At 70.4% G+C, this 25,488-nt stretch carries 25 protein-coding genes and 1 pseudogene; 11 read left to right on the top strand and 15 right to left on the bottom strand.

The annotated features are described in order from the left end of the window. Positions 1-23: 23 nt before the first annotated feature. Genes AB0O44_RS11680 through AB0O44_RS11665 form a run of 4 tightly spaced genes read right to left on the bottom strand, consistent with a single transcriptional unit; the run spans position 24 to position 2,232 of the window. A complete protein-coding gene (locus AB0O44_RS11680; protein WP_290257971.1) occupies positions 24-245 on the bottom strand; it encodes a hypothetical protein in 222 nt (73 codons plus the stop codon). After that, positions 229-1,212 (bottom strand): amidohydrolase family protein, encoded by a 984-nt coding sequence (locus tag AB0O44_RS11675; RefSeq protein WP_364137511.1) that lies wholly within the window; start codon positions 1,210-1,212, stop codon positions 229-231. Before AB0O44_RS11675 ends, AB0O44_RS11680 begins: the two co-directional genes overlap by 17 nt. Continuing rightward, the gene (locus tag AB0O44_RS11670) at positions 1,209-1,892 is read right to left on the bottom strand and encodes an alpha/beta family hydrolase (RefSeq protein WP_364137509.1); all 684 of its coding nucleotides are present in this window, start codon (positions 1,890-1,892) and stop codon (positions 1,209-1,211) included. Before AB0O44_RS11670 ends, AB0O44_RS11675 begins: the two co-directional genes overlap by 4 nt. Beyond that, a complete protein-coding gene (locus AB0O44_RS11665) occupies positions 1,879-2,232 on the bottom strand; it encodes a hypothetical protein (protein WP_364137507.1) in 354 nt (117 codons plus the stop codon). The genes AB0O44_RS11670 and AB0O44_RS11665 overlap by 14 nt, the downstream gene beginning before the upstream one ends. 128 nt (positions 2,233-2,360) lie before the next feature. Between AB0O44_RS11665 and ligD the strand changes: the two genes are divergently transcribed. Then, a complete protein-coding gene (ligD, locus tag AB0O44_RS11660) occupies positions 2,361-3,383 on the top strand; it encodes a non-homologous end-joining DNA ligase (protein WP_364137505.1) in 1,023 nt (340 codons plus the stop codon). Here ligD and AB0O44_RS11655 read toward each other — a convergent pair. The 6 genes from AB0O44_RS11655 to umuD all read right to left on the bottom strand — a co-directional run bounded on the left by AB0O44_RS11655 (position 3,380) and on the right by umuD (position 7,614). Next, positions 3,380-4,102 (bottom strand): CDP-alcohol phosphatidyltransferase family protein, encoded by a 723-nt coding sequence (locus AB0O44_RS11655; protein ID WP_364137503.1) that lies wholly within the window; start codon positions 4,100-4,102, stop codon positions 3,380-3,382. The genes ligD and AB0O44_RS11655 overlap by 4 nt on opposite strands. A 118-nt stretch (positions 4,103-4,220) precedes the next feature. After that, positions 4,221-4,667: a hypothetical protein gene (locus AB0O44_RS11650; RefSeq protein WP_364137501.1), complete on the bottom strand. Its 447-nt coding sequence runs from the start codon at positions 4,665-4,667 to the stop codon at positions 4,221-4,223. After that, a complete protein-coding gene (locus tag AB0O44_RS11645; protein ID WP_364137499.1) occupies positions 4,664-5,137 on the bottom strand; it encodes a cupredoxin domain-containing protein in 474 nt (157 codons plus the stop codon). The genes AB0O44_RS11650 and AB0O44_RS11645 overlap by 4 nt, the downstream gene beginning before the upstream one ends. Before the next feature lie 134 nt (positions 5,138-5,271). Then, positions 5,272-5,844 carry a GNAT family protein gene (locus AB0O44_RS11640; RefSeq protein WP_364137497.1) on the bottom strand — a complete coding sequence of 191 codons (573 nt, stop codon included), beginning with the start codon at positions 5,842-5,844 and terminating at the stop codon, positions 5,272-5,274. Between the two features lie 30 nt (positions 5,845-5,874). Beyond that, complete coding sequence (locus AB0O44_RS11635) at positions 5,875-7,173, bottom strand: Y-family DNA polymerase (protein WP_364137495.1); 1,299 nt, start codon at positions 7,171-7,173, stop codon at positions 5,875-5,877. 9 nt (positions 7,174-7,182) lie between these two features. Then, the gene (umuD, locus tag AB0O44_RS11630) at positions 7,183-7,614 is read right to left on the bottom strand and encodes a translesion error-prone DNA polymerase V autoproteolytic subunit (RefSeq protein ID WP_364137493.1); all 432 of its coding nucleotides are present in this window, start codon (positions 7,612-7,614) and stop codon (positions 7,183-7,185) included. 159 nt (positions 7,615-7,773) lie between these two features. Between umuD and AB0O44_RS11625 the strand changes: the two genes are divergently transcribed. Then, positions 7,774-8,991, top strand: coding sequence for a hypothetical protein (locus tag AB0O44_RS11625; RefSeq protein ID WP_364137492.1), 1,218 nt, complete (start codon positions 7,774-7,776; stop codon positions 8,989-8,991). A 71-nt stretch (positions 8,992-9,062) separates the two neighbouring features. Here AB0O44_RS11625 and AB0O44_RS11620 read toward each other — a convergent pair. Together AB0O44_RS11620 and AB0O44_RS11615 are read right to left on the bottom strand one after the other, a co-directional pair. After that, positions 9,063-9,512: pseudogene (locus tag AB0O44_RS11620) on the bottom strand (GNAT family N-acetyltransferase); the annotation flags it as partial. A gap of 47 nt (positions 9,513-9,559) precedes the next feature. Next, complete coding sequence (locus AB0O44_RS11615) at positions 9,560-10,180, bottom strand: L-threonylcarbamoyladenylate synthase (RefSeq protein WP_364137490.1); 621 nt, start codon at positions 10,178-10,180, stop codon at positions 9,560-9,562. Between the two features lie 148 nt (positions 10,181-10,328). Here AB0O44_RS11615 and AB0O44_RS11610 point away from each other — a divergent pair, with 148 nt between their 5' ends. After that, on the top strand, positions 10,329-10,646 hold the full coding sequence (locus AB0O44_RS11610; protein WP_290257957.1) for a DUF6457 domain-containing protein: 318 nt from the start codon (positions 10,329-10,331) through the stop codon (positions 10,644-10,646). A 79-nt stretch (positions 10,647-10,725) separates the two neighbouring features. On the opposite strand, the gene AB0O44_RS11605 is transcribed toward AB0O44_RS11610, so the two are convergent. Together AB0O44_RS11605 and AB0O44_RS11600 are read right to left on the bottom strand one after the other, a co-directional pair. Next, positions 10,726-13,083 (bottom strand): FdhF/YdeP family oxidoreductase, encoded by a 2,358-nt coding sequence (locus tag AB0O44_RS11605; protein ID WP_364137488.1) that lies wholly within the window; start codon positions 13,081-13,083, stop codon positions 10,726-10,728. 130 nt (positions 13,084-13,213) lie between these two features. After that, positions 13,214-14,977 carry a long-chain-fatty-acid--CoA ligase gene (locus tag AB0O44_RS11600; RefSeq protein ID WP_364137486.1) on the bottom strand — a complete coding sequence of 588 codons (1,764 nt, stop codon included), beginning with the start codon at positions 14,975-14,977 and terminating at the stop codon, positions 13,214-13,216. Between the two features lie 262 nt (positions 14,978-15,239). Here AB0O44_RS11600 and AB0O44_RS11595 point away from each other — a divergent pair, with 262 nt between their 5' ends. The 7 genes from AB0O44_RS11595 (at position 15,240) to AB0O44_RS11565 (ending at position 22,075) form a co-directional block, all read left to right on the top strand. Beyond that, a complete protein-coding gene (locus tag AB0O44_RS11595; protein ID WP_364137485.1) occupies positions 15,240-16,622 on the top strand; it encodes an MBL fold metallo-hydrolase in 1,383 nt (460 codons plus the stop codon). Beyond that, entirely contained in the window at positions 16,619-17,935 is a 1,317-nt protein-coding gene (locus tag AB0O44_RS11590; protein WP_364137483.1) for an erythromycin esterase family protein, read from the top strand. Before AB0O44_RS11595 ends, AB0O44_RS11590 begins: the two co-directional genes overlap by 4 nt. A gap of 245 nt (positions 17,936-18,180) precedes the next feature. Further along, positions 18,181-19,050: a universal stress protein gene (locus AB0O44_RS11585; protein WP_364137481.1), complete on the top strand. Its 870-nt coding sequence runs from the start codon at positions 18,181-18,183 to the stop codon at positions 19,048-19,050. 74 nt (positions 19,051-19,124) lie between these two features. Beyond that, positions 19,125-19,805, top strand: coding sequence for a hypothetical protein (locus AB0O44_RS11580; RefSeq protein ID WP_364137479.1), 681 nt, complete (start codon positions 19,125-19,127; stop codon positions 19,803-19,805). Positions 19,806-20,018: 213 nt separating this feature from the next. Then, positions 20,019-21,230: an inorganic phosphate transporter gene (locus AB0O44_RS11575; protein WP_364137477.1), complete on the top strand. Its 1,212-nt coding sequence runs from the start codon at positions 20,019-20,021 to the stop codon at positions 21,228-21,230. Continuing rightward, positions 21,231-21,452 carry a hypothetical protein gene (locus AB0O44_RS11570; RefSeq protein WP_364137475.1) on the top strand — a complete coding sequence of 74 codons (222 nt, stop codon included), beginning with the start codon at positions 21,231-21,233 and terminating at the stop codon, positions 21,450-21,452. A 74-nt stretch (positions 21,453-21,526) separates the two neighbouring features. Beyond that, positions 21,527-22,075 carry a dihydrofolate reductase family protein gene (locus AB0O44_RS11565; RefSeq protein ID WP_364137473.1) on the top strand — a complete coding sequence of 183 codons (549 nt, stop codon included), beginning with the start codon at positions 21,527-21,529 and terminating at the stop codon, positions 22,073-22,075. A gap of 30 nt (positions 22,076-22,105) precedes the next feature. On the opposite strand, the gene AB0O44_RS11560 is transcribed toward AB0O44_RS11565, so the two are convergent. Beyond that, the gene (locus AB0O44_RS11560) at positions 22,106-22,594 is read right to left on the bottom strand and encodes a hotdog fold thioesterase (protein ID WP_364137471.1); all 489 of its coding nucleotides are present in this window, start codon (positions 22,592-22,594) and stop codon (positions 22,106-22,108) included. Here AB0O44_RS11560 and polA point away from each other — a divergent pair. Then, positions 22,593-25,454 carry a DNA polymerase I gene (gene polA, locus AB0O44_RS11555; protein ID WP_364137469.1) on the top strand — a complete coding sequence of 954 codons (2,862 nt, stop codon included), beginning with the start codon at positions 22,593-22,595 and terminating at the stop codon, positions 25,452-25,454. The two genes, AB0O44_RS11560 and polA, sit on opposite strands and share 2 nt — an antisense overlap. The last annotated feature ends 34 nt before the right edge of the window (positions 25,455-25,488 follow it).

Here is a 25,488-nt window from a genome sequence, read left to right as displayed (position 1 = left end):
TTCGCAGCGGTTGGTGTCGGGGGCTAGCCGGCCTCGGCTCCGTCCCAGGCGACGTGCACCCAGCGCTGTCCCTCGTCGTCCCAGGATTCCGAGTGGCCCAGCAACGCCAGGTCCTGAAAACTGACCTCGATGCCGTCGCGTTGCAGGGTGTCACGGAGTTCGTTGGTGGCCTCGCGGACGGCGGACGTCACCGCCTCCGGGTTGTCGGACTCGATGGGGCGGGACGCTTCATAGGGTTTCGTCATGGGACCCATCATTCAGGCTCGGCGCGGATAAGGGAACAGCTGAAGGACCAGCGCCGTCCCCGATCAGCCGGGCGCCGTTGTCCCAGCACACGGCCCGCAGCCAGGCGTCGTCGAGCCGCGGTTCCCGGTCCCGCAGCCGTTCCAGCGCCTCCAGCTGGTGGGCGTAGGGATAGGGGATGTTGGGGAAGTCGCTGCCCAGCACCACCCGGTCACCGAGGTCCGCCAGCCGGGGGAGCAGGCCAGCCGGGAACGGGGTCACGGACTCGAAGAAGTCGGTGAAGGCCATGGTGGTGTCCAGGTGGACGCCGGGGTAGCGGTCGGCCAGGTCCAGGAACTCGGCGTACTCCGGGGCGCCGAGGTGGGCGACGACGGCGGTCAGGTCCGGGTGGCGGCGCAGCACCCCCTCGAGCTTGTCGGGGCCGGTGAACCCGTGCCGGGGGACGGGGCCGGAGCCGACGTGGATGACGACGGGAATGCCGGCGTCGGCCAGGAGTCCCCAGGCCTGGTCCAGGATGGGCTCGCGCAGGTCGAAGCCGCCCACCTGGGCATGGATCTTGAAGACCCTGGCACCGCGGGAGAGGGCCCGCTCCACCTGCCCGACCACGCCTTCCTCCGGGTAGAAGGTAGCGCTGGGGACGCAGTCCGGCTCGGCGGCGGCGAGGTCCAGGGCGAAGTCGGTGAGGTCCGCCGCCATGTCCGGCCGGTGAGCATAGGTCAGGGCGGTGAAGCGCCGGACGCCGAGGGCGCGAAGGGTGGCGAGCCGCTGGTCCTGCGCGGTGCGGTAGGTGATCGGCCAGGGCCGGCCGACCAGGGGGCCGGCCTCGTCGAAATGGGCCCAGACCCGGCGGAGCATCCGTTCCGGGAGGAAGTGGGTGTGGATGTCGATCAGGCCGGGCAGGCCCAGCCGCTGCCACCAGGCCGGGACGTCGGCGTCGGTGAGCTCGGCCGGACCGTGGCCGCCGCTCACTTCCCGGCTCCTTCCGGGGCATGGGACCGGAGGAAGCGGGCCACCGGTTCCGCCAGCCCCGCGCCGATCTGGTCCGCGGGGCGCTTCCTGCCGGCTACGGCGAAGGAGTGGTCCCCGCCGTCGACCCACTGCACCTCGGCGGAGGGCCCGATCCGGGCGGCAACCGTGTCCAACAGGTTCCCGGTGGCGAAGGTGTCCCGGGTGCCCTGCAGGAACAGCATGGGCACGCTCACGCCGTAGAGGTGTTCGTCCCGGAGCTTCTCCGGCTTGCCCGGCGGGTGCAACGGGTAGCCGAGGTAGACAAGGCCGGCCGCCGGCATCCCCTCGGCCACCGCCATGGACGCCATCCGGCCGCCGAAGGACTTCCCGGCCGCCCAGACCGGCTCGCCGGTGGAGCGTTCGCGTGCGGCAGCCATCGCGGCCCGCCACGTTGCGATGGCGACTGGCGGGCGGTCCGGGAACTTCCGCCCGGCCTCCCGGTAGGGGAAGTTGAAGCGGAGGGTGGCGACGCCGTCGTCGTTCAGGGCGGCGGTGAAGCCGGTCATGAAGGGGTGGTCCATGCCGGCGCCGGCCCCGTGTGCCACCACCAGCGTGGCCACCGGGTGGTCGGGCCGGGCGTAGAGGGCGGACACCGCGGTGCCGTCGACGTCGATGCTCAGCGATTCCTCAACCACGGGCACCTGCCGCCCGCGTTCCGGGGATCAGGGCCCTCAGCGCCCAGCCCGCGGCGCACACCAGGGGCACCGCGGCGGCCATCAGGACCACCGGGTTGGGTCGGAATACGCTCCGGCCATCGCGGGCGCCCGCATACACTCCCAGCGGCAGGACAAACCCGCCCCCGCCTCCGCCGGCCCCGCCGGGTTCCTCCCCGGATGCCGGCGCGCTGCCGCCGCCGAACCCGAAGGACACCAGCGCCACGGGCACCACCCGCTCTCCCGCGAGGTCGATCGGCTCGCCGTACGCCCGGGAGACCCCCACCGTCTTGAATGCGTCCGCCAGGGACGCCAATGCCTCAGCCATGGAAGCCACCCTAGCCAGCGGCGGCAGCCGGAGCCAGACGCGGGGCCGCGGCTCCCGTGGCGACCGGACCGGCGACGACGCGCTCCGGGCGGGTGTCGCCGGGACCGGGCGCGCGGTAGCCTGCCCTCATGGCAAGGGAAGAGACGATGGTGACGGTTCCGGGTCCGCACGGCGAGCGGGAGGTCCGGATTTCCAGCCCGTCCCGGCTGGTCTGGCCCGCCGCGGGGGTGACCAAGCTGGACCTGGCGCGGTTCATGATCGACGTCGGCGAGGCATTCCTGGCCGCGAATGGGGACCGGCCCATCACCCTGCAGCGTTTCTCCGGCGACGTCGACGGCGAACAGTTCTTCTCCAAGAATCCGCCCAAGGGGGCGCCGGACTTCGTCAGGTCGGTGCCGGTGGTTTATCCCAGCGGACGCTCCCACCCGCAGCTTGTGATCGACGAAGCAGCTGCCGCGGTCTGGGCGGTGCAGATGAACACCGTGGTTTTCCACCCCTGGGCGTCGCGGGCCGGGAACCCGGACAACCCGGATCAGCTCCGCATCGACCTGGACCCGCAGCCGGGAACCTCCTTCAGGGACGCCGTCCCCGCCGCCCGGGAGCTGCGGAAGGTCCTCGCCGACGTCGGCCTGGAGGCCTTCATCAAGACCTCCGGCAACCGCGGGCTGCACGTGTTCGCGCCGATCGAGCCGGACCACGAGTTCCTGGACGTCCGGCATGCCGTGATCGCCGCGGCCCGTGAACTGGAGCGCCGGATGCCCGAGCAGGTAACCACCGCCTGGTGGAAGGAGGAGCGCGGGGAACGGGTCTTCATCGACTTCAACCAGGCCAACCGGGACCGCACTATGGCCGGGGCCTACAGCCCGCGGGCGCTGCCGGGGGCCACGGTGTCCTGCCCGCTGACGTGGGAGGAACTCGACGACGCCGATCCGGCCGCCCTGACCGTGGCGACGGTGCCGGACCGGCTGCGGTCCACCGGTGACCCCTGGGCCGGGATGCACGCCAACCCCGGCTCGATCGAGGGCCTGCTCGGCTGGTGGGAGCGGGACGCCGCGGCCGGCCTCGGCGAGCTGCCGTTCCCGCCGGACTTCCCCAAGATGCCGGGCGAACCGCCGCGCGTACAGCCCAGCCGCGCCAAAGCCAAGGACTAGCCGGCGGCCGCCCGCCGCCGCTCCAGGACCACGACGTCCCGCCCGAAGGACAACACCAGCAGGCCGAGTGCGGCCGCGACCGCAGCGGTCGCCGCGGCCCCCGGGATGCCGGGCACCAGGGCGAACAGCAGGGCCGCCGGCTGCAGCGCACCGATCACCTTCCGGGCGGCCGACGGCGGCAAAGGTGCGCGAAGCGGCGGCCGGACCCGGCCCGCGGCCTGGAACACGTAATAGAGAAGGCCGGATCCGAGCGCCCAGACGCCAAGGCTGCCCGCCACGGCGCAGGCCAGCACCAGCGTCAGTGCCGCGTCGGTGGCGGTGTCCAGGCGGGCGCCGTCGGCCGAGGCGGTCCCGGTCCGCCGCGCCACCGGCCCGTCCACGGCGTCCAGGGCGAAGGCCGCCGTCCCGACGGCGAGCAGCGGCAGCCCTGACGGGCCGCCGGTCAGCAGCCCCGACGCGGTGAGCGCGGCGCAGCAGGCCACCAGCACCGCCCGGGCCAGGGTGACCCGGTCCGCGGGGGTACAGGACGGGACGGCCCGGCCCAGCAGGTTTGCGCCGGCTCCGGTCAGCACCGCCGCGCCGGCGCCCACCGCGAGCAGTGCGCCCCCGCCGACGGGAAGCGACGGGCCGGCGACCACGGCGACGGCACCGAGGTACGCCACGGCGGCCACGGAAACGTCGGCCACCGCCGGGTGCGGGGCGGTCCGGAGTTCAGTCATGATGCGGCCATGGTATCGCCGCGGGCGCTGCGGGGCCGCTGCCGTAATGCCCCGAAATCCCGGCACCGTGAGCTCCCTGAGGTCCCTGCACCCTAAAGTCGCGCTCACCGCGTTGGGCTCAGGCCGCCGTCGTCGTCCGTCCTCGACCGGCCCGGACGAACCCCGCGGCCGCCGCAACCGCGCCCAGGCCTTCCGCGGCGGCGCTGATCGACTTCTCCCAGAACCAGACCGGGTCGTACATCGCGGGGAAGGGAACGAACGCGGGGATATCGACGTAGCGGTAGAGCACCACGGCGGCGAAGGCGCTCAGGGAAACGAGGAACGCGAAGGCAAACGCCGCCCGGGAACCCCGCCAAAGGACGGCGACGGCGGCGAGCGCGGCGGCGGCCGCCTCGACGACAAAGAGCGTGCCCTGTCCGAGTCCCTGCGGCGAGCCGGCCTGGTAGCCGGGCGCCAGGTGAAGATGGACCCCGGCGTCGACGGCCAGGCAGCCGGCCGTCAGCAGCCGCAGGGCAAGGCCCCGGCTCCGGTGGCCGGCAACGCCCCGGTGTGCGGTGGCGCTCATTTGACCACCAGCGTTCCGTGCATGTTGGGGTGGAAGGTGCAGTGATAGGTGTAGGTGCCGGGCGTCCCCGGCGCGGTGAAGGTGGCCGTGCCGCCGCTGCCCTTGACCGTGACGTCGAAGGTGCCGCCCTGATCGGCGGTGACGGTGTGCGCGGCGCTGTCCGTGTTTGTGACCGTGACGGTGCTGCCCGCCGCCACCTCAAGGGTCGGGCCGTAGGCGAAGTTCTTGATGGTTATGGCGGCCCCGGCGGACGGTGACGTCGACGCGCCGGAAGAGGCAGTGGTAGCGGACGCGCCCGTGCTTGTTGAGGCGGCTGTGCTCGTCGAGGTGCCGGCGGTGTCCATCGGCATGGCGGCGCTCGCGGAGGTGCCGGACGGGGGAGCCGTGCCGCCTCCCGAGCCGCAGCCGGCCACACCCAGCACCAGGGCCGCGAGCGCAGCGACGACGCCACATTTTCTTCCGGTGACCATGACCCACCTCCGGCGAATCAGTTGACCTAAGCAACCCGCCTTAATTCTGCTCCTCATCGGTGCGGATGGCGCCGGGCATTTTGGCGGGTATTGCGGTGAGGGGGGCCGGGGCCGCCGCCGAGACGGCCTCGGTCCTAGCGTGACCCCGAGCGGGTGGCCTCCCACTCGCCGCGAAGGATCGAGAAGACTTCCTTGTCGTAGCGGGACCCGTCGAACACCCAGCTGCTGCGGAGCACGCCCTCCGAACGCATGCCGAGCCGCCGGGCGATGGCGACGCTGCGCAGGTTGTCGGTCCGGCACCGCCACTCCACCCGGGAGACGCCGCGTTCCTCGAAGGCCCATTCCATCAGCAGGGCGACCGAGCGGGTGACGAGTCCGCGGCCCACCGCGCCGGGTTCCAGCCAGCAGCCGACCTCGCAGATGCCCCAGCCGGCGTCGAAGGCCACGAACATGACGCCGCCAATGATGCTGTCCCCGTCCCAGAGGCCGTAGATGCGGGCGCCGTCGCGGGCGGTGGCCGTGGCGTAGCGCTGCAGGGTGGCCCGGGCGCCCTCGACGGTGTCGGTGACGAAAGCCGGTCCCACCCAGGGGCGGATGTGGTCCCGGGCCCGGTCCATGTGCTCGGCGAAGGCCGGGGCGTGCCACGGCTCCAGGGGTTTCAGGACGACGCCGTCCCGGACGGCCGTTTCAAACAGTGAAGAAGGCATGCCGGGAGCTTAGCTGATAGGCCGGCGCGGTCAGGCGGCCTTGACCAGGGGGAGTTCGTCCCAGTGGGTGGTGTAGCGGGGGGAGAGCATGTCCCGCCTCATGCTCCAGTCCGGTCCGCCCCGGATGCCGCCGAAGCCCAGTCCGATGGAGCCGCGGCCGTAGCGGCGTGTGATGTCCTCCACCAGGCTCCCGATGTGGCGTTCCTCGCGCGGATTTTCGAACGGGGACAGCGGTGCCTGGTTCCCGGTGGGCCGAAGGTCGGTGACCATGATGCCGGCCTTCGCGTACTTCACGCCGTCCACGATGCGGGGCAACAGCGCATGCGCCGCCCGCGTCAGGATCACCGGATCCGCCGTCGGCATCGGCAGGACCACACTGACCGTGGGGAACGAGACGTCCCGGGCGTTGAAGTGCGAGGTGCCCGCGAACGCGGTGAGGAGCTTCGCCTGCAGTCCGTGCCGGGACAGCCGGGCGGAGGCCTGTTGCCCGTAGACGCTCAGGACCTGCCGGAACCCGGCTGCCGAAGTCAGCGGGGTGGAGAAGGAACGGGAGAAGATCAGTTGGTCCCGTCCGATGCGTTCCTCTTCCAACGGGATGCATGGGGTGCCCTGCAGTTCCAGGACGGTGCGCATCATGACCACGGAGAACCGGTCGCGGATCATCACCGGGTCCGCGCGGGCCAGGTCCAGGATCGAGTGGATGCCGAGGGCGTTGAGCCGCTTGGTCAGCCGGGTGGCGACGCCCCAGATTTCGATCACCGACAGGCTTCGCATCAGGCGCTCGCGGGCGGCGGCGGGCACGGACTCCCAGTGGCAGACGCCGTCGAAGGCAGGATTGTTCTTGGCCCACTTGTTGGCCAGCTTCGCCAGCGTCTTGGTGGGGGCGATGCCGACGCAGACGGGCACGCCGACGTTGCGTCGCACCGCCGTCTTCATCTGTCCGCCCAGCGCCAGCAGTTCCGCAGGGGTGCCCTTCACCCCCAGGAATGCCTCGTCGATGCTGTACACCTCCAGCCAGGCGGAGAAGCGGCCCAGCAGTTCCATCACCCGGGCGCTGATGTCGCCGTAGAGTTCGTAGTTGCTGGACAGCGCCACCAGTCCCCACTCCCTGGCCCGTGGGGCGAGCTTGAACCACGGCTCGCCGAGGGGAATCCCAAGCCGCTTCGCCTCGGGTGACCGCGTGACGGCACAGCCATCGTTGTTGGACAGCACGACGACGGGACGGCCCTCCAGGGCGGGGTTGAAGGCGCGCTCGGCGGACGCGTAGAAGCAGTTGACGTCCACAAGGGCGATCTGGGGCAGCTGGCGCATCGGGGCGGGCCTGGCCATGACGGCGCCCTAAACCACGTGGAGGCAGCGCGTGGCGACGCCCCAGACCACGAGTTCGGACAGGGACGGAACCCTGATGTCCGGGTAGGCCGGGTTCTCGGCCTGCAGCACCACCCCGTTGCGGGTGATCCGTAGCCGCTTGATGGTCAGCTCGCCGTCCAGGACCGCGACGACGACGGATCCGTCCACGGGTGTCAGCGCCCGGTTGACGATCAGTTCGTCCCCGTCGCTGATCCCGGCGCCCTCCATGGAGTCCCCGGAGACCCGGACCACGTAGGTGCTGGTGATGTCCTTGATCAGGTGCTCGTTCAGGTCGATGCGGCCGTCGAAGTAGTCCTGCGCGGGCGAGGGATAGCCGGCCGCCACCGGCACCGGCGAGATCAGCACCGAGAGGAGGGAAGTGCCCGCGTCTATCACGCGGGGTCCGATAATTGCGCCCACAACACACCTTAGTTCGAATATATGTTCTAATCTAAGTGTAAACCCGGGGGCGGACACTGGACCGGGGGAAGCCCTTCGGTAGTAGGCTTCGGGGGTTGGCCGCGCCGGGCGGCCCGCTGTTTGGGGGTAGTGGTGGCACGAGCACGTTGGCTGGCGGTTGTGGCTGTGGGAGCTGCCCTGTGCGGCGGGGCTGGGCAAGCCGTCGCGGCCCAGGCCGTCGCGGCGCCGGCCGCCTTGGCGCCGGCGGAGGTGGTATCGACGGGCGGGACGCCGGTCGACGTCGTCGTCGGCCCGGACGGAACCGCCTACATCGGCGGCTACGACGGCCCCGGCGGGGTCCTGGTGATTCCGCCGGGCGAGCCGGGCCCTACGCGCCGGATCACGACCGGCCCCAACGTGGCCGGACTGGCCCTGGGGCCGGACGGAACGCTCTACGTGGCCCAGCAGCAGGGTGGCTCCGTCGGCGGGGCCGAGATCGGCGTCGTGCCTCCCGGTGCCGCGGCCGTCGCCCGGACCATCCCGGTGTCGAGGGGCAACCACCTGATTGCCGCCGGCCCTGACGGCACAGTGTATGTGCCGAACCCGGAGAACAAAACGGTGCTTGTCCTTGCCGCCGGGGGCACGGCGGTGGACCATGTCATCGGGGTCGGGGCGGGACCGGTGGAAGTCGCCGTCGGCGCGGACGGCACCGCCTACGTGGTCAACCAAATCGAGGGCACGGTCTCGATCGTTCCCGCCGGCCAGGCCGCGGCATCCCACACGATTCCCACCGGGACGGTGGCCGGCACCACGGAGAATCCCCACGACATCGCCGTCGCCCCGGACGGCACGGTCTACGTCACGAACATCAGCACGAACAAGGTTGCGGTCATCGGGACGGGGGCGGACCGGGTGGGCTACACCATCTATGTCCCCGGCGGCCCCACCGAGGCGGCGCTCGGACCCGACGGGACGCTCTACGTGTCGAGTGTCCTCACCCCGGGGATATCGGTGATCAAGCCAGGCTCCCGGACCGTCGATTCCACCATCCCGACCGAGGGACGCCCCGGGCACCTCGCGGTGGCCCCGGACGGCAGCATCATCGCGGCGACGCCGGGCACCGGCCTGGGCAACGGGTCGGTCTCCCGCTACGCACCGCCGGCGCCGTTCCCTGCCCCGGGCCCGGCCGGCCCCGGGGCAGGGAACGGCGCAGGAGTGGGGAACGACGCCGCGGTGGGAAACAATGCCGGGCCCTCGCCGTGGAGTTCGCCCGGCGTCGTTGCGGGTGCCGGCGGAGTGGCGGTGATCGTCGTCGCCGCCCTGGTGCTGTTGCTGGGCCGACGCCGTTCCCTCAGAGCCGACGGACGCGACGGCGACGTTACCGCCGAACAGGCGTAGGGCTGGGCCGTCCCGATCCAGTAGCGGCGCTTGCCGTTCCGGGTGTCCTCGTAGGCGCCGCCGTTCTTTTCGATCGTGGCGCGGGAGCCCGCGTTGTCCTCGTCGCAGGTCAGGAGTGCCCGATCGATTCCCAGGCCGCGGGCGATCGGCAGCGCCTCCGCCAAGGCTCCGGCGGCATGACCGCGCCGCCGCGCCGACGGGCGGACGCTGTAGCCGATGTGCCCCACCTCGTTGAGGAGGAATTCGTTCAGGTGGTGGCGGACCGCCAGGGAGCCAAGGAATTCGCTGCCCTCGACAATCCAGAGATACGTACAGGGCACGTAGCCGGGCTTCCGCGGAGTCCCCGGTCGCGCGTCCCGGCGCAGAGCCTCCACAAAATCGGCGAACGCGGCGGAACCCGCCAGGTCCGCGTCGGGCCGATGCTCTATCCCGCCGCCATCCTGGTGCGCGCCGTCGAACTCGGCAAAGGCCTCCAGCCAGGAGGCGTGATACGTGTTGTCGGGTACGGTAAGCCGGGCCATGCCCCGATCCTAGCCGGGCCGCGGTGTAACCCTGTGGACCCGTGCGGCTACTCGAAGCGGGACGGGTCACCCATGCCGCGGCGGACCACCTCGGCGGCACCGCCTGAAAAGTCGATCACGGTGGTGGGCTCCGCGCCGCACTCGCCGGAGTCGATGACGGCGTCGACCACGTGGTCCAGCCGCTCCTTGATCTCCCAGCCCTGCGTCAGCGGCTCCTCCTCGTCCGGCAGCAGCAGCGTGCTGGAGAGCAGCGGTTCGCCCAGCTCCGCCAGGATGGCCTGGACCACGGTGTGATCCGGAATTCGCACCCCCACGGTCTTCTTCTTCGGGTGCAGCAGCCGCTTCGGGACCTCCTTGGTGGCCGGCAGGATGAAGGTGTAGCTGCCGGGGGTCACCGCCTTGATGCTCCGGAAGACGTCGTTGTCGATCTGGACGAATTGACCCAGCTGCGCGAAGTCCTTGCAGACCAGGGTGAAGTGGTGCTTGTCGTTCAGGTGCCGGATGGCCCGGATCCGGTCCAGCGCCTCCCGGTTGCCCAGCTGCGCGCCGAGGGCGTAGCAGGAGTCCGTCGGGTAGGCGATCAGGCCCCCGGACTTGAGCAGCTCCACCACCTGGGTGATGGAACGCGGCTGCGGGTTGTCGGGGTGGACATCGAAGAATCTCGCCATGGCATGAGCTTACGCCCGGCCGCGCGGGGCACATCCATTCCGGCCCGGCGGCTGTGTCGCGTTTCATTTGGGCCCGGATCGGTGCTACCCCTTGAGGGACACCGCGCGACGGACGCACCGATGCAGCACCGACGAAGAGGAGTAGTACATGACTTTGCCCCGGGATGAAGACAGCTCACTGCGGCACTGGAGCGCGCGTCTGATCCAGGCCCTGCAGATCCTCGACCTGGAGGTGGACCACGAGAAGCTCGTGCAGCTCGCCGACGAATCGGTCAAGGCGGTGGGTCCGCACGCCGACGCCGTCAGCGCCTTCATCGTCGGCTTCGCCGCCGGAACGGCGTCCACCCACGGGCGCAAGAGCGTCGACGAGGCCGTCACGGCCGCCGCGGACAAGGTGATCGAGCTGTGCGAGCACGGCGAAGAGGGCGGCCCGGACGAGAAGGGCTGGACCAAACGGGCCCAGTAGCCCGCACAAAACGCACAGGCAACAGCCGGCAGGCCGCATCCCCGAGGGGACGCGGCCTGCCGGCTTTTCCGGAGAGATGCTAGGCGGACACCGTCACGCCGGGGGCGGCGTGCAGGCGTCCCGGGCCGTCCGGCTGCTGGTCCGCGCTGGCTTCGAGCCGCACGATGACGGCCTTCGAGATGGGCGTGTTGCTTCCCTCCGCGGTGTGGTTCAGCGGCACCAGGACATTGGCCTCCGGGTAGTACGCTGCGGCACAGCCGCGCGACGTCGGGTACGAGACCACGCGGAACTTGCGCAACACGCGCTCCTCGCCGTCGTCGTGCACGCCGTGAATGTCCACGTACAGACCGTCCGTGAGCCCCAGCTCGGCGATGTCGTCCGGGTTGACGAACACCACGTGGCGGCCCTTCTTGATGCCGCGGTACCGGTCGTTGTGCCCGTAGATGGTGGTGTTGAACTGGTCGTGGGAGCGCATGGTCTGCAGGATCAGCGTGCCCTCGGGGCGTTCGACGTGTTCGAGGTAGTTCACCGTCAGCACGGCCTTGCCCGTGGGCGTGGCGAAGGTGCGCGAATCGCGGGGACCGTTCTCGAGGATGAAGCCGCCTTCCTGGCGGATCCGCTCGTTGTAGTCCTGGCAGCCGCCCACCACCCGGGAGATGTGGTCGCGGATCAGATCGTAGTTCTTCTCGAAGCCGTCCCAGTCCGCCGCGATCCTGTCGCCCACCAGGGCCTTGCCCAGGCGGCTGAGGATCGCGGGTTCGGAGAGCAGGTGGTGGGAGACCGGTTCCACGCTGCCCCACGAGGGGTGCACGGCGCAGACGGTGTCCTCAACGGAAACGAACTGCTCGCCGGATTCCTGGATGTCGATCTCGGTCCGGCCCATCGTGGGCAGGATCAGCGCCTCGGCGCCGGTCACCACGTGCGAGCGGTTGAGTTTGGTGGAGACCTGTACGGTCATCTCCGTGCCGGCCATGGCGGCCTCCGCGGCGTTGGTGTCCGAGACGGCGGCCACGAAGTTACCGCCCATCGCCATGAAGAACTTGATCTCGCCTTCGCGCATCTTGTTGATGGTTTCGACGGCGTCCACGCCGTGTTCGCGCGGCGGCTCGAAGTCGAACTCCTTTCCGAGCGCCTCCATGAAGGACTGCGGCATCTGCTCCCAGATACCCATGGTCCGGTCACCCTGGACGTTGCTGTGGCCGCGGATCGGGGAGGCGCCGGCCCCGGGCTTGCCCATGTTGCCGCGCAGCAGCAGGAGGTTGATGATCTCCTTGATGGTGGCCACGCCCTTCTTCTGCTGCGTGACGCCCATGGCCCAGGTGATGATGACCTTGTCCGCCTTCAGGTACCGGGCGGCCAGCTCGTCGATCTCCTCGGAACGCAGCCCGGTGGCCTCCAGGACCTCCCGCTCGTCCAGCTGCGCGAGGTGTTCCTTCAGTTCGTCCAGGCCCTCGCAGTGCTCGGCCAGGAACGCATGGTCCAGGACCGTCCCGGGGTTGCGGGCCTCGGCGTCGAGGACGCGCTTGGAGACGGCCTGCAGCAGGGCCATGTCCCCGCCGATCCGGATGTGCATGAACTGGTCGGCGATGGAGGTTCCGTGGCCGATCACGCCGCGGACCTTCTGCGGGTTCTTGTAGCGGTGCAGCCCGGCCTCCGGGAGCGGGTTCACGGCCACGATCTCGCCGCCGTTGTGCTTGCAGTTCTCCAGCTCGGTCAGCATGCGCGGGTGGTTGGTACCCGGGTTCTGGCCCATGATGATGATCAGGTCGGCGTCGGCGTAGTCGTCGAAGTTCACGGTCGCCTTGCCGATGCCGATGGTCTGGCCCATCGCCCAGCCGGAGGACTCGTGGCACATGTTGGAGCAGTCCGGCAGGTTGTTGGTGCCGTAGCCGCGCACCAGCAGCTGGTAGAGGAAGGCCGCCTCGTTGGAGGTGCGGCCGCTGGTGTAGAAGGACGCCTCGTCCGGGGAACCCAGGCCGTGGAGCTTGTCCGTGACGATCCGGATTGCCTCATCCCAGGAGACGGGGCTGTAGTGGTCTTCGCCGGCGGCCTTGAACACCGGTTCGGTGAGGCGGCCCTGCATGCCGAGCCAGTAGTCGGACCGGTCGCGCAGTTCGCTGACCGAGTGCTCGGACCAGAACGACGACGGAATCACCAGCGGCGTCGCCTCCCAGGTGACGGCCTTGGCGCCGTTCTCGCAGAACTCGAACGCCTTGCGGTGGTGCGGGTCCGGCCAGGCGCAACTGGGGCAGTCGAAGCCGTCCTTCTGGTTCATCTTGAGGACCGTTTTGCGGGTCCGGTTGGGACCCATCTGCTTGATTGCCGGCTCCATGGAGTGGTAGACGCCGGGAACTCCGGCCGCCCAGTGCTTGGGCCGGTCGCCGACCTCCAGGTCCTTTTCGTTCGGTTCCTGTACCTCAGGTGTCTTGCGAGCCACGACAACTTCCCTTCTGCAGACGCCGCCGTTAGCCCGGCGGCGGGCACAACTCCTCTACGCACCCTACCCGCCTACGTGAGACACGACTCTCAGCCGGACCGGAGCGCCGCGGGGAATCGGCGGGGGCGGGCTATTCGGCCGCGCGTTCGGCGAGCGTCGCCTGGATCTCCCGACGCAGGACCTTACCGATCAGCGAGCGCGGGAGCCGCTCCATGACCACCACCCGCCGCGGCACCTTGTACGCGGCCAGGTGTTCCCGCGCGAAGTCCCGCAGGGCGCCGGGGTCCACGGCGCCGCCGGCGTCGGGCACGACGGCGGCCACCACGTCCTCGCCGCCGCCGGGCCGGGGGACGCCCACCACGGAGACCTCCGCGACGCCGGGGAACCTGGCCAGGACGTCCTCCACCTCGGTGGGCGAGACGTTGAAGCCGCCGGTGATGATCAGCTCCTTGATCCGGTCCCTGATGGTCACGAAGTGGTCCTTGTCGACGGAGACGATGTCACCGGTCCGGAACCAGCCGCCCTCCAGCAGGGCCTCCTCGGTCTCCTGCGGGCGGTTCCAGTAGCCGGCGAAGACCTGCGGGCCGCGAATCAGCAGTTCGCCTTGTTCGCCGGGCGCCCGGTTGACGGCGACGTTCCGGGGATCGACCACGCGGATGTCGGTGAGCGGGAAGGGGACCCCCACGGTGCCGGGCTTGCGGCTCGGGCCGAAGGGGTTGCCCACGGAGATCGGCGAGGTCTCGGTCAGGCCGTAGCCTTCGATCAGGTACCCGCCGGTGGCCTTTTCCCAGGTCTCCACCGTGGCCACCGGGAGGTTCATGGCTCCGGAGATGGAGTACCGGATGCCCCGCAGGCTCACGCCCCGGCGGGCTGCCTCCGCGGCGAGCCGGTCATAGATCGGCGGGACGGCGGGCAGGAACGTCGCCGGCGAGCGCCGGTGCGCCTTCAGGACCAGGCCGGCGTCGAACTTCGGGAAGAGCACCAGCCGCGCCCCGATGCTCAGCGAAAAGGTCATGCAGAGCGTGAGCCCGTAGGCATGGAACATCGGCAGGACGGCGTAGACGGTTTCCTTCCCGTCCTGGAGGCCGGGTACCCAGGCGCGGCCCTGCGCGGCGTTGGCCTGCAGGTTCGCGTGCGTGAGCATGGCACCCTTCGGTGCGCCGGTGGTGCCGCTGGTGTATTGCAGGACCGCCAGGTCCCCGGGCGCGGGCCGCTGGTGGCGCCGCTTGAGCCGCCCGGCGTCCAGCAGCCGGTGCCATGGCAGCACCTGCCGTTGAACGACGGCGGCCCGGGTTCCGCGCGCCGGCTTCCCGGCGGCCAGGGCGGCGCGTGCCTTCCGTGCGGAGGGCAGTGGAAGCCGCAGCGCCAGCCGTTTGCCCAGCGGCATGGCCGGGATCAGCTCCACCGACACCACGGTGCGGACGCCGATGTCCGCCGGCAGCCGCAGCACCCGGTCCACGGCCTTGTCCCAGACGATCGCGACGGTGGCGCCGTGGTCCTCGAACTGATGGCGCAGCTCGCGGTCCGTGTACAGGGGGTTGTGTTCGACGACGACGGCGCCCAGGCGCAGCACCGCGTAGAAAGCAATGACGTGCTGCGTGCAGTTGGGTAGGACCAGGGCCACCCGGTCCCCGGCGGCCACCCCCAGCTTCTGCAACCCGGCGGCCACACGGTTGATCTGCGCGCCGAGCTCCCGGTAGCTGGTCCGCGCACCGAAGAACTCCAGCGCCGTCCGGCTGCCGTAGCGCCGAACGGACGCCTCCACCATGTCCACCAGCGACCCGGTGGGCAGCACCAGGTCGGCCGGAACGCCGTCGCTGTAGAGGGCGGTCCAGGGGCGGTCCGCCCACGGGAGGCCCGGCACCTGTGGTTCCGGGAGATTCTTCTGCTTCATGCCTGGTCCTTGCCGTGGGGAGGGGGTCCGGCCGCTGACGGGTCGGGGCAGTGGTTCGCGGCGGCTGCGGGACAAGTCGGCCGCCCCGAAAAAGCCTACTGCCCGGTACCGGGTCCCGGAGCGATGGGCGCTCCCAGTGGGCGGTCACGGCGGGCTGTCCGCACGGTGGCGAGGGGCGCCGCGGCGCCGTGACTTTCGGCCCTAGGGAGCGTGGGCGATTGCGCGGAAGGTGGGGGTGACGGACTCGGGAACGGAACGCACCATGACACACGACCGGCCTTCCCTGCGGTTCCTCGGTGCGACAGACACCGTGACCGGTTCCCGGTACCTGCTCGAATCCGGCGGCCGCCGCGTCATGGTGGACTGCGGGCTGTTCCAGGGCTACAAGCGGAGCAGGGAACGCAACCGGACCCCGTTTCCCGTCCCGCCGCACACTATCGACGCCGTCGTCCTCACCCACGCCCACCTGGATCACACGGGCTACGTCCCGGCCCTGGTCCGGGACGGCTTCAAGGGGCCCGTCTACGCCACCGACGGCACCACCGAACTGTGCAAGCTGATCCTGCCGGACAGCGGCTACCTCCAGGAGGAGGAGGCCAAGTACGCGACCCACCGGGGGTCGGCCAGCCACTCGCCGGCCCTCCCGCTTTATACGGCGGCGGACGCGGTCAGGTCGCTGAACAGCTTCAAGGTCAGGGAGTTCGATGACCCGCTGGAGCTCGGCGGCGGCATGGAGTTGACGTTCGTGCCGGCGGGCCACATCCTGGGCGCCGCCCAGGTGCACGTCCGGTTCGGCTCGCAGTCGCTCCATTTCACCGGGGACCTGGGCCGGAGCGATGATCCGTTCATGTATCCGCCCCGGCCGCTGGGAGATGTGGACGTCCTGGTCACCGAATCCACCTACGGGAACCGGAAACACGCGGAGGCGGACCCGGAAGAGCAGCTGGGGGAGATCGTCCGGCGGGTAGCCAAACGCGGGGGCGTGGTCCTGTTCGCCGCGTTCGCCGTCGGCCGCGCTGAAACCCTGATGCTCTACCTCTCCAGGCTGCGGCGGAAGAACGCCATCCCGGACATCCCCATCTACCTCAACAGCCCCATGGCCATCGACGCCTCGGACATGTACCAGCGCCACCCGGAGGAACACCGGCTCCGGCCCGAGGAGTACCGGGGCATGTACACCGTGGCCACCTTCACCCGCAGCGTGGACGACTCAAAGCTGCTAAACCTGCGCGGCGGGCCGATGATCATCATCTCCGCCAGCGGCATGCTCACCGGCGGCCGGGTGCTGCACCACCTCGCGGCGTACGGGACGGACCCGAAGAACGCCGTCGTCCTCAGCGGCTACCAGGCCGGCGGGACCCGGGGAGCGGCGCTCGCCGCCGGCGAGCGCAACGTGCGGGTCTACGGCGAGGACCTGACCATCCGGGCCGAGGTCATCCAGATGGAGAACCTCTCCGCCCACGCGGACACCGACGGGCTGATCGCCTGGATGAAGGCCGCGCCGCGGGCCCCGCGCATCGCCTACGTCACCCACGGCGAGCCGGACGCCGCAGACGCCCTGCGGCTGCGGATCAAACGGGAGCTGGGCTGGCGGGCCCGGGTTCCGGAGTACCTGGAACGGGTCGACCTGGGGAACCCGCGGTGAGCGCGCAGGTCACCCGCTCGGCGGTGTTGAGTGAGATCCACGCCCTGGCCCGGCCTTTGCGCAGCGACCGGGACCTCGACGCCGTCGTCCGGCGCGCGGCGGACTGCCGGTTCACCGCCATCGGGGAGGCCTCCCACGGCACGCATGACTTCTATACCTGGCGGGCCACGTTGAGCCGCCGGCTGATCGAGGAGCTGGGCTACACCTGGATCGGGGTGGAGGGGGACTGGCCGGACTGTTGGCGGATCAACCAGTGGGTGCGCGGCATCACGGGGGCGGAACAGGGCGTGCATTCGCTGCTGGCGGGGTTCCAGCGCTGGCCCACCTGGATGTGGGCGAACGAGGAGGTGGCGGCGTTCCTGGACTGGCTGCGGACCTGGAACCTGCACCGGCCGTTGTCCCGGCGCGTGGGCTTCTACGGCTTGGACGTGTACTCGCTCTGGGACTCGCTGCGGGAGATCATCGCCTGGCTCCAGGCCCACCAGCCCGACGCCGTCCCCGCGGCGATGCGCGCCTGGCAGTGCTTCCTGCCCCACCACGAGGACCCGCACCAGTACGCGTGGAGCACGCGCCTGGTCCCGCAGTCCTGCGAGGCCGACGTTGTCGCCCTTCTTCGGGAGATCCGCGCCCGGGCCTTCGACGCCGCGGAGCACGAGGACGACGACGCGTTCGACGCCGTCCAGAACGCGGAGGTCGCCGCCAACGCCGAGCACTACTACCGGATCATGGTCCGCGGCGACCGGCAGTCCTGGAATGTCCGGGACCATCACATGGCGGACAGCATCGACCGGCTGAGCCACCACCTGGGGCCGGAGTCCCGCGGCATCGTCTGGGCCCACAACACGCACGTGGGCGACGCGCGGGCCACGGACATGGCGGTGGACGGGCTGGTCAACGTGGGGCAACTGCTGCGGGAGCGGCACGCCGCCGACGGGGTGGCGCTGGTGGGCTTCGCCGGCCACCGCGGCACCGTGCTGGCCGCCGGGGCCTGGGGGACCCCGGAACGGATCCTGGAAGTCCCGGTCGCCCGGCCGGACAGCCACGAGGCGTTCCTGCACGAGGCGCTGGGTGTGCCCGCGGTGCTGGACTTCGGCGAGGACCGCACCGGCCCGTGGCTGGGCACCTGGCTGGGGCACCGGGCGATCGGCGTCGTCTACAACCCGGAGCGCGAGCGCGGCAATTACGTGCCCACACGGATGGGGGACCGCTACGACGCCCTGATCTGGCTCGAGGAGACCTCCGCCGTCCGGCCGGTCCACCACGAGGGACCGCCGCGCGAACCCGAATTCGAGACCGAGCCCAGCGGCTTTTAGCCCCTGCCGCAGCGGCGTGCCTGCCCCGAAAAGGTGCGGGGCTTAAGGCCCTAACCCGCCCCGCGGACCCGGGACACACTGAGGTGTCGGCGGCTCCCAGGGGCGGCCGGCGCGTCATGCCAGACAGCAGCGGCCACGGCAGCGGCTCGTGCGGCGTCCGGGCGCAGCGGTCACAGAAGGGTGCGCTGCCGGGACCGCCGCGGCGGGGCGGCCAGCCTGGCCTACGACGGAAAAGAGCGATCAGCATGAGTAAACCAATCGTCGTCGGCGTCAACGGGTCCGCGGGCAGCGACGCCGCGCTGGCCTGGGCGCTGGAACGGGCCGCCGCGGACAACGCCCCGGTCCTCTGCGTCCACGCCGTGGACGACCGCTGGATGTCCCCGGACTTCCAGTACCACGAGCTGATCCGCCAGTCCGGGATGGAGCTGCTGGAGAAGGCCAAGGCCGCCGCCGCTAAGCAGGCCCCGGACGTCACGGTCGACACCGAACTGCGGCACGGCAGCCCGGGCGCGGCGCTGCGCGAGGCGTCCCAGTCTGCCGCCCTCGTGGTGGTGGGCGGCCACGACAAGCACTGGCTCGACGGCGGCCCCATGACGGACCGCGCGCTGCAGGTGGCGTCCGCCTCCGAATGCCCGGTGGCGGTCATCCCCACCCAGCGCGGCACCGGCAACCGGGGCGTGGTGGTCGGCGTCGACGGCTCCGAGGAATCCCTGCAGGCCGTGGCCTACGCCGCCGCCGAGGCGGACCGCGGCGGCGACGAACTGACCGCGGTCCTCGCGTTCCGGAACCCGGCCCGCTGGGTGGAACGGCAACTGCCCGAGAGCGGACTGGCCGAGACGATCGTCGAGGAGGACCGGGTGGTGCTGGCCGAATCCGTCGCCGGGCTGCACGACAAGTACCCGGACCTGGTGGTCCATCAGCGCCTGGAAACAGACACCGACCCCGCGAAGGCCCTCTCGGACCTGGCGGGGGAGGCGCGCCTGCTGGTGATCGGAAGCCGCGGACGCGGCGGCTTCTCCCGGCTGGTGCTCGGCTCGACCGCACACGCGGTGCTCCTGAATGTCCCGTGTCCCACCGTCGTGACACGGGTCCACAAGGTCAAGCACGGCGACTGAGCGGTCCTGCCGACGGGAAGCCCCCTCCACGGAGGGGGCTTTTCCCGTGTCCGGGCCGGTGCGAGGATGGGGCGGTGGATTCGATACTGACCTTCGTGGGCCATTACTGGTGGCTCGTGTTCCCGCTCAGCGCCCTGGGCGGCAGCTGGGCCGGCGCCTGGCGGAAGGCCGCCGAACGGCGGCACCGGCGCCGGGTGGAGCTGTACCAGCTGAAGAACCGGCAGGCCGAGGCGGAGCAGAGCAGCCGGGCGGAGGTGCAGCAGGTCCTGGACGCCCATGACGCCGTCAACCGCCGCTGGCTGGACTATGAGCTCGACGTCGGCAAACTCATCGACTTCCCCGCCATGACGGACGTCCGGGAACCCCTCACGGTGGCGTTCCTGCGCGCCAAGCGGGACGCGGACGGCCTCCGCCCGGCGGGAACGGAGCCGCCGGCCGCCGCCCGGCTCGCCGAGTACCGGAACGCCGTCAACGCCTTCGAGGTGGCCTTCGACGTCGCCGAACGCGAGGCCAGGCGGATCCGCGACAGCAAGTTCACCGGCCCGGAACGCGACCGGCTCGCCACCGCCCGGAAACTGCTCCGGATCGCCTCCGACGCCGGGTCCACCCCGGCCGAACGGCAGACGGCGTACAAGCGGGCGCGGCGGGAACTGGACGGGCTGATCGTGCTCCCGGACGCGACGACGGCGGCCCTGGAGGCCAGGATCGCCGTCGCCCTCGACGCCGGGACGAGCGAAGACCTCCCGCGCCCCTGAGCGGGCGGCGCCGCTTCGGCCGCCCCCGGGTGCCGGGGCAGGCTTTCCCGCTGTTTTGCCGTGCCCCCGTTGGCACGTACGATCTATAGGGTTTCAGGACAGCTTTGGTGAACCGCGCAAGTGGCACCTGCCAAACGGCGGGTGAACAGTGAATGACAAGGCCGCCACGGGGAATGAAACTGCTGACCGTCGACTCTGCAGATTGGGCAACAGGTGGAAATCACCGTAATGGTGGCGCTAGTCATAGCACTGGCGCTGTTCTTCGACTTCACAAACGGGTTCCATGACACCGCCAATGCGATGGCCACGCCCATCGCCACCGGTGCCATCAAGCCCCGCACCGCCGTCGCACTCGCCGCGGTGCTGAATCTCGTGGGCGCGTTCCTGTCCACCGAGGTGGCCAAGACCGTCTCCGGCGGCATCATCCGTGAGGGCTCGGACGGCATCCAGATCACCCCGGAAATCATCTTCGCCGGCCTCATGGGCGCGATCCTCTGGAACATGATCACCTGGCTCAAGGGCCTGCCCTCGAGCTCCTCGCACGCGCTGTTCGGCGGGCTCATCGGCGCCGCCATCGCCGGCATCGGGCTGCACTCGGTCAACTTCACCTCCGTCCTGCAGAAGGTGCTCCTGCCCGCCGTGTTTGCGCCGGTGATCGCCGCGATCGTCGCCTACATCTGCACCCGGCTGGCCTACGCCCTGACCGCCCGGCACGATCCTGAGACCGGGAGCAAGCTGACCCAGAAGCGCGGCGGCTTCCGCACCGGCCAGATCTTCACCTCCAGCCTGGTGGCCCTGGCCCACGGCACCAACGACGCCCAAAAGACCATGGGCATCATCACCCTGGTCCTCATCGCCGCCGGCAGCCAGGCACCGGGCACCGGACCCCAGCTCTGGGTGATCGCTGCCTGCGCCCTCGCCATCGCCATCGGCACCTATTCCGGCGGCTGGCGGATCATCCGCACCATGGGCTCGGGCCTGACCGAGGTCAAGCCCGCGCAGGGCTTCGCCGCCGAGACCAGCACCGCCGCCGCCATCCTGGCCTCCTCGCACCTGGGCTTCGCGCTTTCCACCACGCACGTGGCCTCTGGCTCCGTCATCGGCTCCGGCATGGGCCGCCGCGGCACCACCGTGCGCTGGGGCACCGCCGGCAAGATCGTCATTGGCTGGCTCTTCACCCTCCCCGCAGCCGGCATCGTCGGCGCCCTCACCGCCCTGCTGGTGCACACCGGAACGGTCGGGTTCATCATCGCCGCCGTCGCCGGCACGGCCGCGGTGGTCTACATGTTCGTCGCCTCCCGGAAGTCCCACGTCGGCAGCCACAACGCCGTCGAGGTCGAAGAGGCCGGCCAGGCCATCCGGTTCGCGAAGAAGAAGGCAGCAGCCGTCAGCCGCGGCAACAAGTCCAAAGGTGGCCGTAAGTAAATGAAATGGCTTGAACTCTTCCAGGTGGCCGGCGCGACCCTCGTCGCCGCGGTGCTCATCACCGTTTTGTACTCACTCGGGGTGCGGCTCACGGCCATCGCCGGCGACAGCAGGACCGAGCAGCCCGGCTGGGTCCGGCCGCTGTCCTACGCCTGCTTCGGCCTCTGCGGCATCGCCGTCCTGGCCGGGCTGTACCTGATCATTCCCTACTTCTCCAAGTAGCGGCTCAAAGTAGCGGCGGGGTCCGGGCCCCCGCGGGGCTGGGAACCCGGCGGGCCCTTGGCTAGGCTGGGCCCATGGCTGACTTCCAGTACTTTGTCGCGGCATCCCTGGACGGCTACATCGCCACGGACGCGGACGGCCTCGACTGGCTGCTGCAGTTCGACGGGTTCGACGGCGGCGCCGAGAGCTACGATGCGTTCCTCGCCGGCGTCGGGTGCGTCGTCATGGGCGGCGGGACCTACGCGTGGCTGCTGGACCACCTGTCCGAGGGCTGGCCGTACCCCGGCATCCCGTGCTGGGTCTTCACCCACCACGAACTCGGGCACGTGCCCGGGGCGGACATCACCTTCGTGCGGGGTCCCGTCGCCGAATTCGCCGACGACCTCAGCTCCGCGGCAAAGGGCCGGAACGTCTGGGTGGTGGGCGGGGGAGTGCTCGCCGCACAGTTCGCCGACGCCGGGCTCCTGGGCGAGCTGATTCTCTCCGTCATCCCGGTGGTCCTGGGCCGGGGCAAACCGCTGCTGCCCCTCGCCGGTCCGACGGCGCCGCTGGAGCTCCTGGAATCCCGGACGATGGGCCGGGGCGTGGTAGAGCTGCGATACCGGCTGCCCGCCCGTTCCTGAGCCGACCGGCCGAGCCGACCTGCCCGGCGGCTACTGGGCCGGGTCGACGGCGGTGTCGGGGGCGTTGTCGCGCAACAGGTTGGTGATGCGGGCGGTGGAGAGCCGGCGGCCCTGCTCGTCCGTCATGACAATCTCGTGCGTGGTGAGGGTGCGGCCCAGGTGGATGGCCGTGCACGTTCCCGTCACGGTGCCGGAGGCTATCGACCGGTGGTGCGTCGCGCCGACGTCGACGCCGAGCGCGTGCCGGCCCGGGCCGGCGTGCATGGCCGCGGCGAACGACCCCAGGGTCTCGGCGAGCACCACATGGGCTCCGCCGTGCAGGATCCCGGCCACCTGGGTGTTGCCCTCCACGGGCATGGTGGCCACGGTGCGTTCCGGGCTGAGCTCCACGAACTTGATACCCATCTTCACCACCAGGGACCCGACGCCCATCCGGCCCAGCCAGCCATGCAGTTCCGCGGGAATGCCGGCGGCTTCCAGTTCGGCGGCGTACGGGGCCGGCGTGAAATTGTCGATCATGCCAACTAGGCTGGCACCTGTGAGCGAAACTACCAAACCGGCCCCTTCCGCGTCCGCAGTGGACACCCTTCAGCCAGCCGCACCGGCGGCGGAGAGCCCCGCCGGGAAGGCCCCGGCCAAGGCGGCCGGCCACAGCCTCGCCGACCACCCCTCGGCCACCGAAGCCCCCGTCATCCCGATCACGGACCAGCCCCGGCTCCTGGTGCTCGACGGCCACTCCATGGCGTTCCGCGCGTTCTTCGCGCTGCCCGCGGACAAGTTCTCCACGGCCACCGGCCAGCACACCAACGCCATCCACGGCTTCACCTCCATGCTGATCAACCTGATCAAGGAGCTGAAGCCCACGCACATCGCTGTCGCCTTCGACGTCTCCGACGACACCACCCACCGCAAGGCCGAATACGACGGCTACAAGGGCGGCCGCAACGAGACCCCGCGCGAAATGAGCGGGCAGATCGACCTGATCGATAGGGTCATGGGCGCCTGGGGCATCAAGACCATCAAGCTGCCGGGCTGGGAAGCGGACGACATCCTGGCCACCCTCGCCGCCCAGGGCGAAGCGGCTGGCTTCGAGGTCCTGCTGGTATCCGGTGACCGTGACGCGTTCCAGCTCATCACCGACAACGTCTTCGTTCTCTACCCGCGCAAGGGCGTCAGCGACATTCCCCGGATGGACGCGGAAGCCATCCAGGAGAAGTACTTCGTCAGCCCCGCCCAGTACTCCGACCTGGCCGCCCTGGTGGGCGAAACCGCCGACAACCTTCCCGGCGTCCCCGGCGTCGGACCCAAGACCGCGGCCAAGTGGATCAACCTCTATGGCGGCCTCGAGGGCGTGCTGGAGAACATCGACTCGATCGGTGGCAAGGTCGGCGACGCCCTCCGGGAGAACGTCGACGCCGTCAAGCGCAACCGCAAGCTCAACCGGCTGCGGACCGACCTGGAACTGCCCGTCACGCTCGAGGAGCTCGCCGATCCCAGGCCGGACCAGGGCGCGCTCGAGGAACTCTTCGACACCCTCGAATTCAAGACCATCCGCACCCGGCTCTTCGCCCTCTACGGCAGCGAGGTCACCGAGGCCGAACGCGAAACCCTGGCCACCCCGGACTACACCGTCCCGGCCACGGCCGAGGAACTCGCCGCATTCCTCGCCGGCACGCAGGGCAAGCGCGCCGCCGTCGCCGTGGACCTGGTCCCCGGCCGGATCGGCGAGGACGCGGCCGCCGTCGCGATCGTCCACGGCGAATCCGCCGTCTACCTCGACCTCACCACCCAGGACGCCGACACCGAGAACATCCTCGCCGCCTGGCTCCGGGACCCCTCGGCCGCGAAGGTGATGCATGGGTTCAAGGGTGCCCTCAAGGCGCTCTCCGCCCGCGGCATGGAGCTGGACGGCGTGGTCGATGACACGGCCATCTCCGGCTACCTCATCCAGCCGGACCGCCGCAGCTACGAGCTCGCCGAACTGGCCCAGCACCACCTCAACCTCACCGTCTCTAAGGAAGAGGCGAAGGCGGGGCAGCTGGAGCTGGCGTTCGACGGCGACGACGAGGCCTCGGCTGGCGCGTTGGTGCACGTCGCCGCCGTCGTCCAGGCCCTAAGCCGATTCTTCGAAGACGAACTCAAGGACCGCGGCGCCCTGGACCTGCTGACCACCCTGGAACTGCCGGTCAGCCGCGTCCTGGCGGACATGGAACTCGCGGGCATCGGCATCGACATGCAGCGCATGGACGAGCAGCTCTCCGACCTGGCCCGGGTGATCGACAACGCCCAGCAGCAGGCCTTCGCCGCGATCGGCCACGAGGTGAACCTCGGCTCGCCCAAGCAGCTGCAGACGGTGCTGTTCGAGGAACTCGGCCTGCCCAAGACCAAGAAGATCAAGTCCGGGTACACCACGGACGCCGCGTCGCTGAAAAACCTTCTGGAGAAGACGGGGCACGAGTTCCTGGTCCAGCTGATGGCGCACCGCGAATCCTCCAAGCTCCGGCAGATGCTCGAGTCGCTGAAGAAGTCCGTGGCGGAGGACGGCCGGATCCACACCACGTACGCGCAGAACGTTGCCGCCACCGGCCGGATCTCCTCGAACAACCCGAACCTGCAGAACATCCCGATCCGCAGCGAGGAGGGCCGGCGCGTGCGCGGCATCTTCGTGGTCAGCGACGGGTATGAGTGCTTGCTCTCCGCCGACTACTCGCAGATCGAGATGCGCATCATGGCGCACCTCTCCGGCGACGCCGGCCTGATCCAGGCGTACAAGGACGGCGAGGACCTGCACCGCTTCGTCGGCTCAAACATCTTCCACGTCCCCACGGACCAGGTCACCAGCGCCATGCGCTCCAAGGTCAAGGCCATGTCTTACGGCCTGGCGTACGGGCTGACCTCCTTCGGCCTGTCCAAGCAGCTGGAGATCTCCGTGGACGAGGCCCGGACCCTGATGAAGGACTACTTCGACCGGTTCGGCGCCGTCCGCGACTACCTCCGCGGCGTGGTGGAGAAGGCGCGGGTGGACGGCTACACGGCCACCATCGAGGGCCGGCGCCGGTACCTGCCGGACCTGACCAGCACGGACCGGCAACTGCGCGAGAACGCCGAACGCATCGCGCTGAACTCGCCCATCCAGGGTTCCGCGGCGGACATCATCAAGCGCGCCATGCTGGGCGTCTCCGGGGCCCTGGCGGAGCAGGGGCTGAAATCCCGGATGCTGCTGCAGGTCCATGATGAACTGGTCCTGGAAGTCGCCGCCGGCGAACGCGACGCCGTCGAGAAGCTCGTCACCGAGCAGATGGGCGCCGCCGCGGAGCTGTCGGTGCCGCTGGAGGTCCAGATCGGCATCGGCACCAGCTGGTACGAGGCCGGACACTAGCCGGAGCGCCGGGGGCAGCCGGCCACCGTCAGGC

It is taken from the genome of Arthrobacter sp. NPDC080082, from assembly GCF_040686595.1.
Lineage (GTDB): Bacteria > Actinomycetota > Actinomycetes > Actinomycetales > Micrococcaceae > Arthrobacter.
This window is presented reverse-complemented; position numbering and strand designations above follow the sequence as displayed.

What these genes read in the sequence shown, in the direction of transcription:
- AB0O44_RS11680 (WP_290257971.1), bottom strand. Translation starts at nt 245, where the DNA reads ATGACGAAACCCTATGAAGCGTCCCGCCCCATCGAGTCCGACAACCCG.
- AB0O44_RS11665 (WP_364137507.1), bottom strand. Translation starts at nt 2,232, where the DNA reads ATGGCTGAGGCATTGGCGTCCCTGGCGGACGCATTCAAGACGGTGGGG.
- ligD (WP_364137505.1), top strand. Translation starts at nt 2,361, where the DNA reads ATGGCAAGGGAAGAGACGATGGTGACGGTTCCGGGTCCGCACGGCGAG.
- AB0O44_RS11655 (WP_364137503.1), bottom strand. Translation starts at nt 4,102, where the DNA reads ATGACTGAACTCCGGACCGCCCCGCACCCGGCGGTGGCCGACGTTTCC.
- AB0O44_RS11650 (WP_364137501.1), bottom strand. Translation starts at nt 4,667, where the DNA reads ATGAGCGCCACCGCACACCGGGGCGTTGCCGGCCACCGGAGCCGGGGC.
- AB0O44_RS11645 (WP_364137499.1), bottom strand. Translation starts at nt 5,137, where the DNA reads ATGGTCACCGGAAGAAAATGTGGCGTCGTCGCTGCGCTCGCGGCCCTG.
- AB0O44_RS11640 (WP_364137497.1), bottom strand. Translation starts at nt 5,844, where the DNA reads ATGCCTTCTTCACTGTTTGAAACGGCCGTCCGGGACGGCGTCGTCCTG.
- AB0O44_RS11635 (WP_364137495.1), bottom strand. Translation starts at nt 7,173, where the DNA reads ATGGCCAGGCCCGCCCCGATGCGCCAGCTGCCCCAGATCGCCCTTGTG.
- AB0O44_RS11615 (WP_364137490.1), bottom strand. Translation starts at nt 10,180, where the DNA reads ATGGCGAGATTCTTCGATGTCCACCCCGACAACCCGCAGCCGCGTTCC.
- AB0O44_RS11610 (WP_290257957.1), top strand. Translation starts at nt 10,329, where the DNA reads ATGACTTTGCCCCGGGATGAAGACAGCTCACTGCGGCACTGGAGCGCG.
- AB0O44_RS11600 (WP_364137486.1), bottom strand. Translation starts at nt 14,977, where the DNA reads ATGAAGCAGAAGAATCTCCCGGAACCACAGGTGCCGGGCCTCCCGTGG.
- AB0O44_RS11595 (WP_364137485.1), top strand. Translation starts at nt 15,240, where the DNA reads ATGACACACGACCGGCCTTCCCTGCGGTTCCTCGGTGCGACAGACACC.
- AB0O44_RS11585 (WP_364137481.1), top strand. Translation starts at nt 18,181, where the DNA reads ATGAGTAAACCAATCGTCGTCGGCGTCAACGGGTCCGCGGGCAGCGAC.
- AB0O44_RS11570 (WP_364137475.1), top strand. Translation starts at nt 21,231, where the DNA reads ATGAAATGGCTTGAACTCTTCCAGGTGGCCGGCGCGACCCTCGTCGCC.
- AB0O44_RS11565 (WP_364137473.1), top strand. Translation starts at nt 21,527, where the DNA reads ATGGCTGACTTCCAGTACTTTGTCGCGGCATCCCTGGACGGCTACATC.
- polA (WP_364137469.1), top strand. Translation starts at nt 22,593, where the DNA reads ATGCCAACTAGGCTGGCACCTGTGAGCGAAACTACCAAACCGGCCCCT.
- AB0O44_RS11560 (WP_364137471.1), bottom strand. Translation starts at nt 22,594, where the DNA reads ATGATCGACAATTTCACGCCGGCCCCGTACGCCGCCGAACTGGAAGCC.